Below are 16,097 nucleotides of genomic sequence, written 5' to 3' on the forward strand. Positions count from 1 at the left end.
CGGTCAGGCGATCCAGAACCTGGTGATCACGGGTTCGCTGATCACGATCATCCCGTTGGTGGTCGCGTTCCTGTGCCTGCAGAAGTACTGGCAGTCCGGCCTGGCGGCCGGCGCCGTCAAGGAGTGACACGGTCGGCCCCCTCTGACGAGGGGGCTCCCGGCGGAGCCGGGTGGGGGAGAGACCGCGGCCGTAGGCCGCGGGGAACGGTATCGGTCTTGCGGCCGATGTGGCTTCCTGCCTCCCTCTGACGAGGGAGGTGCCGGCCATGGGCTGGCGGAGGGAGAGAAGGAGAGCGGCCATAAGGCCGCGGGGAGATCGCATCGGCCGAAGGCCGATCCTGTTTCCTGCGGCCTGCGGCCGCTGTCTCTCCCTCAGTCCGCCTGCGGCGGACAGCTCCCTCGTCAGAGGGAGCCCACCCCCTCAGCCGCGCTTCGCGCGCCAGCTCCCCCTAAAGGGGGCGCAGAAATACCGAATCGGGCTCACGCCCGATTCCGCGGCGATTCCGAAGCCGATTCCGAAGCTTGATACTAAGGATTTTGTTATGAGTGAACATAGGACGTTCCAGTGGCCGCAGCCGTTGGGCGGCGGCAAGCCGCGCATCTGGTATGGCGGCGACTACAACCCCGACCAGTGGCCCGAAGAGGTGTGGGACGAGGACATCACCCTGATGAAGGAGGCCGGCGTCAACCTCGTGTCCGTCGCCATCTTCAGTTGGGCGAAGCTCGAACCGCGTGAGGGCGAATACGATTTCGACTGGCTCGACCGCGTGATCGACAAACTCGGCAAGGCCGGCATCGCCGTCGACCTCGCCTCCGGCACCGCCTCGCCGCCGATGTGGATGACGCAGGCGCACCCGGAGATCCTCTGGGTCGACTACCGCGGCGACGTGTGCCAGCCCGGCGCCCGCCAGCATTGGCGCGCCACCAGCCCGGTCTTCCTCGACTACGCGCTGAAGCTGTGCCGCAAGATGGCCGAGCACTACAAGGACAACCCGTATGTGGTCGCCTGGCATGTGAGCAACGAGTACGGCTGCCACAACCGCTTCGACTACTCGGACGACGCCGCGCGCGCCTTCCGTGACTGGTGCGAGAAGCGCTACGGCACGATCGAGGCCGTCAACGAGGCGTGGGGCACCGCGTTCTGGGCGCAGCACATGAACGACTTCTCCGAGATCATCCCGCCGCGCTTCATCGGCGACGGCAACTTCATGAACCCGGGCAAGCTGCTCGACTGGAAGCGTTTCAGCTCCGACGCGCTGCTCGACTTCTACAAGGCCGAACGCGACACGCTGCTCGAGATCGCACCCAAGCCGCAGACCACGAACTTCATGGTCTCCGCCGGCGGCACCGGCCTCGACTACGACAAGTGGGGCTACGACGTCGACTTCGTGTCCAACGACCACTACTTCACGCCCGGCGAGGCGCATCTCGACGAGCTCGCCTACTCGGCGTCCCTCACCGACGGCATCGCGCGCAAGCATCCGTGGTTCCTCATGGAGCACTCCACGTCGTCCGTGAACTGGCGTCCGATCAACTACCGCAACGAGCCGGGTGAGCTCGTGCGCGACTCGCTCGCGCATCTCGCCATGGGCGCGGACGCGATCTGCTACTTCCAGTGGCGCCAGTCCAAGGCAGGCGCCGAGAAGTGGCACTCCGCGATGGTTCCCCACGCGGGCCCCGACTCGCAGGTGTTCCGCGACGTGTGCGAACTCGGCGACGACCTGAACCTGCTCGCCGACGAAGGCCTTCTCGGCACCACGCTCGTCAAGTCCAAGGTGGCCGTGGTCTTCGACTACGAGTCGCAGTGGGCCACCGAGCACACCGCGACGCCCACCCAGAACGTGCGCCACTGGACCGAGCCGCTCGACTGGTTCCGCGCCCTCGCCGACGTCGGCGTCACCGCCGACGTGGTGCCGGTGCGCGGCGACTGGGACGGCTACGACACCGTCGTGCTGCCCGCCGTCTACATCCTCTCCGAGGAGACGTCGCGCCGCGTGCGCGAGTACGTGGCGAACGGCGGCAAGGTCATCGTCACCTACTACACGGGACTGTCCGACGAACGCGACCACATCTGGCTCGGCGGCTACCCCGGCTCGATCCGCGACGTCGTCGGCGTGCGCGTCGAGGAGCACGCGCCGATGGGCGACGACTTCCCCGGCACGATGGACCATCTGGACCTCTCGAACGGCGCCGTCGCGCACGACATCGCCGACGTGATCGGCTCCGTGGCCGAGACGACCCGCGTGCTCGAGACCTTCAAGGCCGACAAGTGGACCGGCTTCGACGGCGCGCCCGCCATCACCGTCAACGATTTCGGCGACGGCAAGGCCGTGTACGTCGGCGCGAAGCTCGGGCGCGAGGGGCTGGCGACGAGCCTGCCGGAGATCCTCGACGTGCTCGGCGTCGAGATCCCGGCCGAGGACGACCGCGGCGAGGTGCTGCGCATCGAACGCGCGGACGTGACGGACGAGAACCACTTCGTGTTCCTGTTCAACCGCACGCACGACGTGGCCGTCGTGGACGTGGAGGGCAAGCCGCTCGTCGCCTCGCTCGCCCAGGTCAACGACAGCGAGCATACGGCCGCCATCCAGCCGAACGGCGTCCTCGTCGTCAAGCTGTGACGGAACGGGACCGCGCCCATCCCGGTCGCGGCCCCGTCCGGTCCGTCGTGGCCGCGACCGGTGTGGTTGCGATAACACGCCGGACCGGGTGGCGGAATATCGCGTTATATGTATAATTGATGTTATCGCAACCATCAATGACGAAGAAGGTAGGAACCACAACGGATTCCCACGGCCGGGAGTTCAGGATCGTACGAATCCCGGAGTCGTCGATGGAAGTGGTAGACAACAGGTCTTCGGCCGGACGGACGGTCGAAGGGAAGGAGCACAAGGACGATGAAGTTCACCAATGCGAAGAAGGCCATCGCGCTGACCGGCGCGATCGCGATGCTCGCCAGCGTCGCGGCCTGCGGTTCCGATACCAACTCGCAGCCGGCTCAGGAGAAGGACGCCAAGGAGATCACCGTGTGGGCCTGGGAGCCCACGCTGACCCAGGTGGCGAAGGACTTCACGAAGAAGACCGGCATCAAGGTCAACCTCAAGAACGTCGGTACCAACACCAAGGAGTACACGCAGCTCGACAACGCGATCGAGGCCGGCTCCGGCGCCCCGGACGTCGCCCAGATCGAGTACTACGCGATCCCGCAGTACGCCATCAAGGGCAACCTGCTCGACATCACCGACAAGACCTCCGGCTACAAGGACTTCTACACGCCCGGCCCGTGGGCCTCCGTGCAGTTCGCCGGCAAGGTCTACGGCCTGCCGATGGATTCCGGCCCGATGGCGTTCTTCTACAACAAGGACGTCTTCGACAAGGCCGGCGTCGACGCCACCCAGATCAAGACCTGGGACGACTACTACCAGGCCGCCAAGAAGATCCACGCCCTCGGCGACAACTACTACATCACCTCCGACACCGGTGACGCCGGCTTCTACGATTCGATGACCTGGCTGGCGGGCGCCACCCCGTTCAAGACCTCCTCCGACGGCTCCGAGGTGACCATCAACCTCACCGGCGACGAGAAGGTCAAGGAGTTCAACGACTTCTGGCAGAAGATGCTCGACGAGGGCCTGCTCGACACCAAGACCACCGGCTGGTCCGAGGACTGGTTCAAGGGCATGACCGACGGCACCATCGCCTCCCTGCTCACCGGCGCGTGGATGCCGGCCAACCTGGCCAACTCCGCGGCCGCGGGTGCCGGCAAGTGGCGCGTCGCCCCGATGCCGACCGCCGACGGCTCCGCCACCAACTCCGAGAACGGTGGCTCTTCGCTGGCCGTGCTGAAGTCCTCCACCAAGTCCGACGCCGCGTACAAGTTCATCGAGTACGCGAACCACGGCGACGGCGTGGCCACCCGTGTGGCCGGCGGCGCCTTCCCGGCCGACAAGAAGTCGATGGAGTCCGATTCCTTCAAGAACGCCACCACGGTGAAGAACTCCGAGGGCCAGGACGTCGACTACTTCGGCGGCCAGAAGTACAACGAGGTCCTCGCCCAGGCGGCCGAGAACGTCTCCTCCGACTACCAGTTCCTGCCCTTCGAGGTCAAGGCCCGCACCATCTTCGGTGACTACATGGGCAAGTCCTACACCGGCGACCAGAAGCTCTCCGACGGCATCGCCGCTTGGCAGAAGGCCCTGCAGGACTACGGCAAGGACCAGGGCTTCACCGTCAAGTGAGCCTTCGAGCCTTGATTCGGTGGCATCCCTGACGGGATGAGCCGATGAAATCCCAAGCCCCGTCGTTCCCCGCGATCGACGGGGCTTTCCCATGCCCGGAACCATGAGGCCCGGTGTGTAGACTGGTCGGCATGGCATCACGAATCGTCGCACGGATCAGACGCGCCGCCGCCGTGGCGTGCGCCTCGCTCGCCGTCGTCGCGACCGCCGCATGCGGCGCCGCGACGGACACGCGCACGCACATCACCGTGTGGAGCTGGGAGCCGAGCATGGAGGAGGTCGTCGACCGCTTCGAACAGGACAATCCGGACGTCGTCGTCGAACTGCGGAACATCTCCGGCTACGAGAATCTCAACACCGCCATCCAGGACGGCTACGGCATGCCCGACGTGGCTCAGATCGAATACTTCGCGCTCCTGCAGTACGCCGTGTCCGGCCAGCTGCTCGACATCTCCGACTACGTGGGCGACGATTACGTGAACTTCTACACGCCCGGCACCTGGTCGAGCGTCCAGCTCGCCGGGCGCGTCTACGGCCTGCCGATGGATTCCGGCCCGATGGCGTTCTTCTACAACAAATCCGTGTTCGACCAGGTCGGCGTCGACGCCTCGCAGATCAGGACCTGGGACGATTACTACGAGGCGGCGAAGAAACTCAAGCAGATCGGCGTGTACATCGCCGCCGACGCGGGCGACGCCAGCTTCTACGACGCGATGATCTGGCTCGCCGGCGGACAGCCGTTCCACACCAGCCCGGACGGCAAGACCGTCACCGTGAATCTGACCGGCGACGACGGCACGAAACGGTTCACCGCGTTCTGGCAGAAGATGATCGACGAAGGACTCATCGACACGCACCGCACCACATGGTCGGACAGCTGGAAGCGCGCGCTCGGCACCGGCGACATCGCCTCCGTGTTCTCCGGCGCGTGGATGCCGTCGATGCTGCTGTCGAACGTGCTCGGCGCCGCCGGACTGTGGCGGGTCGCGCCGATGCCCACGCCCGACGGGCAGCCCACCAACGCGGAGAACGGCGGATCGGCGATGACCGTCCTCCAATCCACGCGCAAACCGGAGGCCGCCTACCGCTTCGTCGACTTCGTCACGCACGACCGGCAGGGCATCGAGGCGCGCGTCGCCGGCGGCTCGTTCCCCGCCGACCTCGCCACGCTGTCCAGCCGCGAATTCCTCACCAAGACCACCGTGCGCGCCTCCAACGGCATCGACATCCCGTACTTCGGCGGACAGCAGTTCAACCGGGTGCTCGCCGACGCGGCCGAGAACGTGTCCGTCGGCTACCAGTACCTGCCGTTCGAGGTGTACGCGCGATCCGACTTCCGCGCCACCGTCGGCAAATCCTACCGGTGGTCGAGCGCCTGGCAGTCGTATGTCAAACGCCGCCATGAGATCCGCCTCGGCATGACCGACGAGGACGGCAACCCGCTGCAGCCGCGCGAGAACCCGGGCGAGAAGATCACCCTCAGGAAGGGCATCGCCGCCTGGCAGGCCGACGTACGCGAATACGGCGTGAACCAGGGCTTCAACGTGCTCAGCCGCTGACGGGCCGAAGCCGGCCCCCACCCGGCTTCGGTTCCGGCCCCGGCTCCGGCCCCGCTCACGCGTTGCGCGAGTAGATGTACGCCATGCCCTTGAAGATCAGGTCCGGATCGTAGATGTCGATCATGTCCGTGTCGTCCTTGAAGATGCGGCTCAACCCGCCCGTCGCCACCACCTGGAACGGCTCGTCGATCTCCCTGCGGAACTGATCGATCGTGCGTTCGATGCCGCCGAGGAACGTGTAGTAGAGACCCGCCTGCATGGCGGTGCGTGTGTTCGTCGCCAGAATCGACTTCGGACGCGTGATCTCCACCTCCGGCAGCTGCGCGGTCTGGCCCCACAGCGCCTCGGCGCCGGTGCGGATGCCCGTCGTGATGAACCCGGAGACGATCGTGCCGGTCCCGTCCACGTAGTTGAACGTCGTCGCCGTGCCGAAGTCGGCCACCAGGATCGGGCCGCCGTACGTGTGGTAGGCGCCCGCGCAGTCGGCGATGCAGTCCGAGCCGAGCGTCTTCGGATCGTCGAGACGGATGTTCATGCCGGTCTTGATGCCCGGTCCGACGATCATCGGCTCCATGCCGAGGAACTTGATGATCGACGAACGGAACGAGTACATGACCTTCGGCACCACCGAGCAGACGATCACGTCGTCCACGTCGCGGGCCGTGTAGTGGCTCAGCGCGAGGTACTGCGTGATCATGAGCCCGTACTCGTCCGACGTGTGCGTCGCCTTCGTGGTGATGCGGTAGGAGCCGACGATGCGGTCGCCCTCCAGAAAACCGATCACGATGTTCGTGTTGCCGATATCGACGGCCATCAGCATGATGCGTATCTCCTTTGATTCGTCAGAGGGAGGTGATGGATGGTATCGGCCCGGGGCCGATGCCGTGGTTACTTGCGCAGGGCGGCGAGACGGAGGAGCAGGCGCTTGGCGAGGGCGGTCTTGTCCATCAGGTCCCAGTGCTCGATGTGCGGGGTCTGCTCGTCCTTGCCGCCCGGCGTGAGTACGGTCACCACGTTCGTGTCCGTCGCGAATCCGGCGCCAGGCTCGCGCAGATCGTTCGCCACGAGCATGTCGCAATGCTTGCCGGCGAGCTTCCTGGCCGCGTTGCGCACCAGATGCTCGGTCTCCATCGCGAACCCGCACAGCACCTGCGAGCCGTCGTCGCGCTTGCGTCCGCCCGCCCACGCGAGGATGTCCGGATTCGCCACGAGCGTCAGCGTGATCGACTCGCGTCCCGCCTTCTTGATCTTCTCGGGGGCGACGTCGTCGACGCGGAAGTCGCCGACCGCCGCCGCCATCACCGTGATGTCCGCCGCGGCGAACGAATCCGACACCGCCTCGAACATGTCGCGCGCCGTGGTCACGTGCACGACGTCCACGCCCTCCGGCTCCGCCAGCGAGACCGGGCCGGAGACCAGCGTGACGTGCGCGCCCAGCTCGGCCGCCGACGCGGCCAGCGCGTAGCCCATCTTGCCGGTCGAATGGTTCGTCAGGTATCGCACCGGGTCGAGCGGCTCCTGCGTCGGTCCCGCCGTGACCAGCACGTTGAGGCCCCTGAGCGGCAGGGATGCGGTCGCGCCATGGGAATCCGCCCCATCGATGCGCTCGGTCGGCGTATCGTCCGCGTCGACGCGCGCATCCGCATCATCGCGGTCATCGCGTGCGTCCACGACATCGCGTGCGTCCACGCCATCGCGCCCGTCGCCGCCCGCCAGCAGCGCGGCGGCCGCCCGTTCGATCTGATCCGGCTCGGGCATGCGGCCGCGGCCCGTGTCGCCGCAGGCGAGCGTGCCGGACGCCGGATCGAGCACCGTCCAGCCGAAATCACGGCAGACGCCGATGTTGCGTTGCGTGGCCGGATTGTCGTACATGTGTACGTTCATCGCCGGGCACAGGAGCTTCGGGCCCTCGTAGGCGAGGATCGTGGAGGTGAGCGTGTCGTCGGCCATCCCGGCGGCGATGCGCGCGATCACGTCGGCGCTCGCCGGCGCCACGACCAGGAGGTCCGCCCAGGCGGCGTCCTTCACATGGTTGATGGTCGCCGGGGCCGGGTTCGCGGCCACATCGCCGGGGACGGCGGGGGAGTCGGGGAACATCGCGGTGCGCGTCGGTTCGCCGGTCAGCGAGGTGAAGGTGAGCGGCGTGACGAACCGCTCCGCCGCCGCCGTCTCGACCACGCGGACCGTGTGCCCCGCCTTCGTCCAGTCGGACGCGAGATGGCAGGCCTTGAACGCGGCGATGCTGCCGGTGACCCCCAGAAGAATACGTGCCATGGTTGTGAAAAGCCTCCCGGCCGGGAATCCCGGTCGAACCTATGCCGATGCCGCCGTGCACTGCGGTCGCCGCGGACCACCCGTCGACGCCGCACACCAGTATAGCGGCCGTCCGGCGGCCGGCGGCGGGAGTCTCCTAGAATGGCAGGGAAGGAAAGGAGCCGCGGCATGGGGTTCAGCGTGTTCGGCCATGTGGACGATGACGGGTACGCGGACGACGGGTACGACAGTGCCGGCGACGCCGCCGATGATTTCGGCGGCGTCGGCTACGGCGCATGGGACGCGGACGGGGCCCGGGGCGACGCAGGGGACGGCGTCCCCCTGAGATCCCTGCGCCGTTCGCTGTCGGACGACGCCTCGCCCGTGGTGCTCATGCGCGCCCATACGATCGCCGCGGCGCGCAGCCGCATGATTGACGACTGCGCCTACGAACTGGACGCGCGCACCGGACTCGCGACGATCTCCGGTAGGATTCGCGGCAGTTCCAGCCCGGCCAGCCGTTATACGGTCAACGTGTACTTCCATACGGACACCGGCGACGTGACCGGCGGCGGCTGCACCTGCCCCGCCTACGCGCGCGGCTACGACATCTGCAAGCACATGGCCGCGCTCGTACTCGCGTTCGTCGCCGACCCGGAGGGGTTCGCCGGGTACGGCGCGAAGTCGGCGGTGCGTTCGTCGCGCGGCCTGCTCGCCGCGATGCAGCGCATCGACGAGCAGGAGGAGACGACGCGTCAGGCGAAACGCCGCGCCGCCATGATCGCCGCCGGCACATCGGACGGCACCGGCGGCATGGGCGGTCGCGCGTCCGGCGCCCGGCGCGGCGCGGGAGCCGACCCCCGCACGCCGCGCCCCGGCGAGGTGGAGCTCACGCCGACCCTCACCTGCCTGTCCGACCGGTGGAGCGTCCAGTTCCGCATCGGCGCGCGCAGCGGCGCCTCCTACGTGCTCAAATCGATCGACGACCTGCTCGACGACGTGCGGTTCCACCGGTACCGGGAGTACGGGAAGAAACTCGCGTTCACGCACACGCGCGGCATGTTCGACGACCGGTCGCGCGCGCTGCTCGGCTTCCTCGACCGCGTCGCGGACGTGCGCCGCGCCGTCGACGTGCAGGACGTGCGCTACGGCCGTTTCGGCGGCGTGGAACTCGGTCGGCATCTCACGCTCGCCGCCTCGGAGGTCGCGCGTCTGCTCGACCTGGTCGCGGGGAGCGAGATCGGGCTCGTGCTCGATTCATGGTACGAGTCGTCGCCATCCACCGTGCGCGTGGAGGGGATGCCCGGCGGCTCCGGCGGAACGGACGGCGGGCCGGCCGCGTTTACGCCGATCGTGACGATGACGCGCATCAGCGGCGATGGCGGCGTCGACGGGTACGCGCTCGCCGGCACGCCCCCGGTCGCGGCCGTGATCGCGGGGGAGCGGGACATGTGGCTGATGCTGCCGCCCGCGGACGGGAACGGACGCGCGGTGCGCCCCGGCGGCACGGCGCTCTCCCGACGCGGGCGCGAGACGCTGCACGTGAGCGCCGCCGGATACCGGTTCGTGCGCTGTCCGAAGGCGTTGGAGCCGGTCGCCGACCTGCTGCCCGTCGTGTGCGCCGCGCCGGACGCGCGGGATGCGTTGGCGGGTGTGGGGCACGCCGGCGGCGCGGGCGTTCCGGAGGGCGAGCGCATCGCCTTCGACGACGCGCCCCTGTTCGCGCGCACGCTGCTGCCGCGTCTGCTCGACAGCGGCCTCATGCCCGCGGGCAACGTGCCGAAGGAGATCGCGCTGATGCGGCCCGTCGAGTGCGAACCCGAGTTCTACCTCGACCGCGATGAGAAGGGCGTCACCTGCGAGGCGAAGGCCCGGTATGGTTCACGCGTGATGACGGTCGTGCCGCAGCGTGGCGGCGATTTCGCGCCGGGACTCACGCCTGAGGTCGGCGCGGGACGTGACTTCGGCGCCGAGAGGGCCATGCTCGACCTCGTGCGCACGTATTTCTCGGTGGACGACCCCGCGCGGCCGGCGCGCATCGGCCGCGACGAGACGACGCGCATCGTCGCCCTGTTCGACGAGGGCCTCGACGCGCTGCGCTCGCAGGGCAAGGTGTTCACCACGCCCGCGTTCGACCGCATGCTCGCGCCGAAGCCGCCGAGCGTGAAGGTCGGCCTGTCCGTCACGTCGAATCTCGTGGAGATCTCGCCGATCGCCGACGAGGTGCCGCCCGACGAGGTCGGCTCGCTGCTCGCCGCCTACCGCCGCCGCCAACGCTTCCACCGGCTCAAGGACGGTACGTTCGTCGACCTGCGCGGCGCCGACCTGGATGCGCTCGACCGGTTCGCCGGCGACTTCGACCTGTCCGAGAGCGAACTCGACGCGGGGCCGGTCACGCTGCCCGGTATGCAGGCGTTCCTGCTCGACGGCGAACTCGCCGGCGGTGACGTCGTCAAGGAGCCCTCGTTCATGGCGTACGTGGACGAGCTCAAGACCATCGACCCCGCGCGCTACCAGGTGCCGGCGTCGCTCGCCCGGGTGCTCAGGCCGTATCAGGTGGACGGCTACCGGTGGCTGCGCACGCTATGCGACAAGGGATTCGGCGGCATCCTCGCCGACGAGATGGGACTCGGCAAATCCGTGCAGCTCATCACCCTGCTCGTCGCGCTCGCCGAGGCGCGCCGGAACGCCGGAACGCCGCCGGAACGCGCCCTGCCGTCGCTCATCGTCTGCCCGGCGTCGCTCGTCTACAACTGGGCCGCCGAGTTCGCGAAATTCGCGCCCGGCGTGCGCGCCGTCACGGTCGCCGGGACGAAGGCGGAACGCCGCGCCGCCATCGCGCGGTGCGCGGGCGGCGCGACGGACGGCGAGGACGGCGGCGACGATGATGCGTCGGTCGCGGCCGGCGACGCCGCGGCCACCGTGCTCATCACCTCCTACGACCTGCTGCGCCGCGACGTGGACGACTACCGCGGCGTGCGGTTCGACGTGATGGCGCTCGACGAGGCGCAGGTCATCAAGAACCACACGACGAAGATCGCCAAAGCCGTCAAGACCGTGGACGCCGCGCACCGGTTCGCGCTGACCGGCACGCCGATCGAGAACCGGCTGAGCGAACTGTGGAGCATCTTCGACTTCCTCATGCCGGGGCTGCTCGGCTCGTACAAGCGGTTCCACGAGCGCTACGAACTGCCGATCTCCAACGCGCGCGCCGCCGACGCGTCGAGCCCCGAAGGGCGCGCCGCCGCGCAGGTCAACCCGGAAGGGCTACGCGTGGCACGGCGTCTCCAGGCGCTCGTCGGCGTGTTCATCAAACGACGGCTCAAGTCGCAGGTGCTCACCGACCTGCCCGACAAGATCGAGACCACCGTCACCGTGCAATTGGAGGGCGAACAGCGCAAGCTGTACGCGGCGCACGAGCAGCGCCTGCGCAAACAGCTCGAACACGAGGAGGACGACGACTTCAACACGTCGAAGATCCGCATCCTCGCCGAACTGACCGGACTGCGCCAGATCTGCTGCGACCCGCGGCTCCTCTACGCGAACGCGAAGGACCGGTCCGCGAAACTCGCCGCCATCGCCGAACTCGTCTCCAGCTGCATGTCCGAAGGCAAGAAGGCGCTCGTCTTCTCGCAGTTCACCGGATTCCTCGACCTGATCGGCGAACGGCTCGACGCGCAGGGCGTCGCCTGGTACCGGATCGACGGCTCCACGCCGAAGAAACGCCGCCTCGAACTCGTCGACCGGTTCAACGCCGATGCGACCCCCGTGTTCCTCATCTCGCTCAAGGCCGGCAACACGGGCCTGAACCTCGTGGGCGCGAGCGTCGTCATCCACGCCGACCCGTGGTGGAACGCGGCCGCGCAGGACCAGGCCACCGACCGCGCGCACCGCATCGGCCAACGCCATGACGTGGACGTGTACCGGATCGTCGCCAAGGACACGATCGAGGAGCGCATCCTCGAACTGCAGCACGCGAAAAGCGCGCTCGCACGGCAATTCACCGACGCGTCCGCGCTCGCCGGGGCCGCGCCCGCGTCCATCGCCTCGCTCACCCGCGACGACCTGCTGGGTCTGCTGGAATAGCCGCCGGGACCGCCGGAAACGGCTGTCTGACAGGTGGTGTCTGACAGGTGGGCGAAACGGCGGCCGGCGCGACGGCGGTGATAGTCTCGTGACGGATACGCCCCGCAAGGGATATAGAAAGACAAGGAGCACAACATGATCAGGGTTTCGGTGGTCGGCGCCAAGGGACGCATGGGATCGCACGTCGTCGACGCGGTGAACGGCGCGGCCGACACGCAGCTCGCGCTCGCGCTCGACGCGGGCGACGACCTCACCGCCATCACGCCGGACAACACGGACGTCGTCGTCGAGTTCACCGTGCCCGCCGTGAGCCTGACGAACGTGCTCGCGCTCGTCGCGCAGGGCGTCGACGTGGTCGTCGGCACCACCGGCTGGACCGAGGAGAAGCTCGCCGAGGTGCGCGAGGCCATCGCCGCCGGCCCGCGCCCGGACACGCAGAAGGTGTTCATCGCGCCGAACTTCGCGATCTCCGCCGTGCTCGCCGACCACTTCTCCACGCAGGCCGCCAAGTACTTCGAATCGGTGGAGGTCATCGAACTGCACCACCCGGACAAGGTGGACGCCCCCTCCGGCACCGCCATCCACACCGCGGCCGGCATCGCCGCCGCGCGCAAGGCCGCCGGACTCGGCCCCGTGCCGGACAACACCCAGACCGACGGCGGCTCGCGCGGCCAGGTCGTCGACGGCGTCCACGTGCACGCCGTGCGCCTGCGCGGCCTCAACGCGCATGAGGAGGTGCTCTTCGGCAACGCCGGCGAGCAGCTCGTCATCCGCGCCGACAGCTTCGACCGCGGCTCGTTCATGCCCGGCGTCCTGCTCGCCGTGCGCAAGCTCGCCGGCGACGCCCCCGCGGGACTCACCGTCGGCCTCGACAAGTTCCTCGACCTGTGATCGCGCCCCGTGATCGCACGTTACAGAAGAGTCCACAACGCGAAGTACGGTGAACACTATGACTGAGAGCGCTATGCATCTGCTGAATCCTGCCCCGTTCGGGCGTATCCTGCCCGCGATGGTCACCCCGATGAAGTCCAACGGCGACGTCGATTACGCGGCGGCGCAGAAGCTCGCCAAGCAGCTCGTCGCCGACGGCGCCGACGGCCTCGTCGTCAACGGCACCACCGGCGAATCGCCCGTCACCCACATGGACGAGAAGGTCGACCTCGTCCGTGCGGTCAAGGAGGTCGTCGACGTGCCGGTCATCTCCGGTGCCGGCTCCAACGACACCGCGCACACCGTGCGCATGGTCGAACAGACCCAGGAGGCGGGCGCCGACGCGGTGCTCGTCGTCATGCCCTACTACTCCCGCCCGTCCCAGGACGGCGTCTTCGGCCACTACAAGGCCGTCGACGAAAGCACCGACAAGCCGATCATCGTCTACGACGTGCCCGGCCGCACCGGCCTCAAGGTGACGGTCGACACCTACGACCGTCTCGCCGAACTCGAGCACGTCGTGGCCGTCAAGGACGCCACCGGCGACCTCGCCGCCGCCGTCGAGAAGCAGCAGCGCACCGGCCTCGCCTGGTATTCGGGCGACGACGGCCTGTTCCTGCCGTTCCTCTCCATCGGCGCCGTCGGCATCATCTCCGTCATCGCGCATGCGGCCGCGAACCCCATGCGCCAGCTCGTCGAGGCCTTCGACCGCGGCGACATCCACGAGGCGCAGCACCTCGCCAACCAGCTCGCACCGCTCGTCCATGCGCTCAACGGCGACGGCTACCAGGCCGTCATGGCCAAGGCCGCACTGAAGGTCCGCGGCGTGCTCGACTCCACGTTCATGCGTCTGCCGAACGTCGGCCCGGACGCCACCCAGCTCGAGAAGGCCGAGATGGGCATGCGGGCCGCAGGCCTGCTGTAACGGGCGACGAGGCCCCGGCGCCCCCGGCGCGCGCGTCATGACGACGCCGACGCGCGGAGGAGCCGGGGCCGTTCGCGTTCACACGCATACGCGCATACGTGGGTTCCCGCGTGCATGGGCCGGCCGCGAGCCGACACATCTGTCGCCTTCGTGAGAGCACGAAGGCAAGAATTACAGGAAACACAAGAAAGCAATGGCACAAGACAAAGACAAGAACACCAAGAACTCCTCCAAGAACTCGGGCGCATCGCGCCGCCGCGGCTCCTCGACCCGCGGCAAGGGCACCGGCCGCGGCCGCGGCGGAGCCTCCCGCGCCCGCCACCAGAACGTCGGCACGCAGGCCACCGCGCCCCAGCAGGACGCCGTGCTCATCGCCCCGCCGAAGTACCGCAAGGGCTCGATGCGCATCACGCCGCTCGGCGGCCTCGGCGAGATCGGACGCAACATGAACGTCATCGAATACAACGGCCACCTGCTGCTCATCGACTGCGGCGTGCTCTTCCCCGAGGAGGAGCAGCCGGGCGTCGACCTCATCCTGCCCGACTTCCACTACATCAAGGACCGTCTCGACAAGGTCGAGGCGCTCGTGCTCACCCACGGCCACGAGGACCACATCGGCGGCGTGCCCTACCTGCTCAAGCTGCGCGAGGACATCCCGCTGATCGGCTCCAAGCTCACCCTCGCCTTCGTCGACGCGAAGTGCAAGGAGCACCACATCAACCCCACCAAGGTGGAGGTCGAAGGCCGCGACAAGCTCAAGGTCGGCCCGTTCGACCTCGAGTTCATCACCGTGACCCACTCCATCCCGGACGCGCTCGCCGTGCACGTGAAGACCCCGGCCGGCTCCCTGATCGACACCGGCGACATCAAGCTCGACCAGCTGCCGCTCGACCACAAGATCACCGACCTCGTCGAGTTCGGCAAGATCGGCGAGAAGGGCGTGGACCTGCTCATGATGGACTCCACGAACGCCGAGGTGCCGGGCTTCGTCAAGCCGGAGACCTCCATCGGCCCGGCGCTCGACCAGGCGTTCGCGCAGGCCACCCGCAAGATCATCGTCGCGAGCTTCTCCTCGCACGTGCACCGCGTGCAGCAGGTCGTCGACACCGCCCACAAGTACGGCCGCAAGGTCGTGTTCGTCGGCCGTTCGATGGTGCGCAACATGTCCATCGCCGCCGACCTCGGCTACCTGCACATCCCCGAAGGCACCGTCGTGGACCTCAAGCAGGCCAACGACATCCAGGACGACAAGCTCGTCTACATGTGCACCGGCTCCCAGGGCGAGCCGATGGCCGCCCTCGGCCGCATCGCCGACGGCAACCACCGCGACATCCACATCAACGAGTTCGACACCGTGATCCTCGCCAGCTCGCTCATCCCGGGCAACGAGCACGGCGTGTACAAGGTCATCAACAAGCTCGTCCAGCTCGGCGCGAAGGTCGTCAACCGCGACAACGCGGCCGTGCACGTCTCCGGCCACTGCAACGAGGGCGAGCTGCTGTACATGTACAACATCGTCAAGCCGAAGTGCGCGATGCCGATCCACGGCGAGAACCGCCACCTCGTCGCCAACGGCCTGATCGCCGTGAAGACCGGCGTCGACCCGCAGAACGTCGTGCTCGCCGAGGACGGCGACGTCGTCGATCTGTACCACGGCAAGGCCGCGGTCGTCGGCTCCGTGCCGTGCGGCTACGTGTACGTCGACGGCGACTCGGTCGGCGAGCTCACCGACGAGGAGCTGGAGAAGCGCCGCATCCTCGGCACCGAGGGCTTCGTCTCCGCGTTCGTCGTGGTCGACTCCGAGGCCCGCGAGGTCGTCTCCGGCCCGAAGATCTACCTGAACGCCGTGGCCGAGGACGAAAGCGAGTTCGACAAGGTGCGCCACCAGATCGTCGAGCAGCTGAACGACGCGCTCATGGCCGGCACCACCGACACGTACAAGCTGCAGCAGATCATGCGCCGCACGCTCGGCGGCTGGATCGCCCGCCAGCTGCGCCGCAAGCCGATGATCGTGCCCGTCGTGGCCGACATCGCCACCGACGTCACCGAACAGCACTGACCGGAACCCCGGCACCCCCCCTCAGTCCGGCCCGACGGCCGGCCAGC

General features: G+C 68.1%; 9 protein-coding genes and 1 pseudogene. 8 read left to right on the top strand and 2 right to left on the bottom strand.

From position 1 onward, the window contains the following. The 4 genes and pseudogenes from AC1AYX_RS05365 to AC1AYX_RS05380 form a co-directional block, all read left to right on the top strand. A pseudogene (locus tag AC1AYX_RS05365) lies at positions 1-127 on the top strand (carbohydrate ABC transporter permease); the annotation flags it as partial. 415 nt (positions 128-542) lie between these two features. Beyond that, positions 543-2,621 (top strand): beta-galactosidase, encoded by a 2,079-nt coding sequence (locus tag AC1AYX_RS05370; protein ID WP_476502541.1) that lies wholly within the window; start codon positions 543-545, stop codon positions 2,619-2,621. Between the two features lie 276 nt (positions 2,622-2,897). After that, positions 2,898-4,238: an ABC transporter substrate-binding protein gene (locus tag AC1AYX_RS05375; RefSeq protein WP_476502542.1), complete on the top strand. Its 1,341-nt coding sequence runs from the start codon at positions 2,898-2,900 to the stop codon at positions 4,236-4,238. 131 nt (positions 4,239-4,369) lie between these two features. Then, the gene (locus tag AC1AYX_RS05380; RefSeq protein ID WP_476502543.1) at positions 4,370-5,797 is read left to right on the top strand and encodes an ABC transporter substrate-binding protein; all 1,428 of its coding nucleotides are present in this window, start codon (positions 4,370-4,372) and stop codon (positions 5,795-5,797) included. Positions 5,798-5,852: 55 nt separating this feature from the next. Here AC1AYX_RS05380 and AC1AYX_RS05385 read toward each other — a convergent pair whose 3' ends face one another. Continuing rightward, positions 5,853-6,617: a type III pantothenate kinase gene (locus AC1AYX_RS05385; RefSeq protein WP_476502544.1), complete on the bottom strand. Its 765-nt coding sequence runs from the start codon at positions 6,615-6,617 to the stop codon at positions 5,853-5,855. A gap of 68 nt (positions 6,618-6,685) precedes the next feature. Then, positions 6,686-8,071, bottom strand: coding sequence for a bifunctional phosphopantothenoylcysteine decarboxylase/phosphopantothenate synthase (locus AC1AYX_RS05390; protein WP_476502545.1), 1,386 nt, complete (start codon positions 8,069-8,071; stop codon positions 6,686-6,688). 168 nt (positions 8,072-8,239) lie between these two features. Here AC1AYX_RS05390 and AC1AYX_RS05395 point away from each other — a divergent pair, with 168 nt between their 5' ends. The 4 genes from AC1AYX_RS05395 (at position 8,240) to AC1AYX_RS05410 (ending at position 16,050) form a co-directional block, all read left to right on the top strand. Then, a complete protein-coding gene (locus AC1AYX_RS05395; RefSeq protein ID WP_476502546.1) occupies positions 8,240-12,136 on the top strand; it encodes an SNF2-related protein in 3,897 nt (1,298 codons plus the stop codon). A 135-nt stretch (positions 12,137-12,271) separates the two neighbouring features. Further along, the gene (gene dapB / locus AC1AYX_RS05400) at positions 12,272-13,027 is read left to right on the top strand and encodes a 4-hydroxy-tetrahydrodipicolinate reductase (RefSeq protein ID WP_476502547.1); all 756 of its coding nucleotides are present in this window, start codon (positions 12,272-12,274) and stop codon (positions 13,025-13,027) included. 58 nt (positions 13,028-13,085) lie between these two features. Further along, complete coding sequence (gene dapA / locus AC1AYX_RS05405; protein WP_476502548.1) at positions 13,086-13,991, top strand: 4-hydroxy-tetrahydrodipicolinate synthase; 906 nt, start codon at positions 13,086-13,088, stop codon at positions 13,989-13,991. Between the two features lie 193 nt (positions 13,992-14,184). Further along, entirely contained in the window at positions 14,185-16,050 is a 1,866-nt protein-coding gene (locus AC1AYX_RS05410) for a ribonuclease J (RefSeq protein WP_476502549.1), read from the top strand. Positions 16,051-16,097: the final 47 nt, after the last annotated feature.

The organism is Bifidobacterium sp. LH_419 (assembly GCF_056356955.1).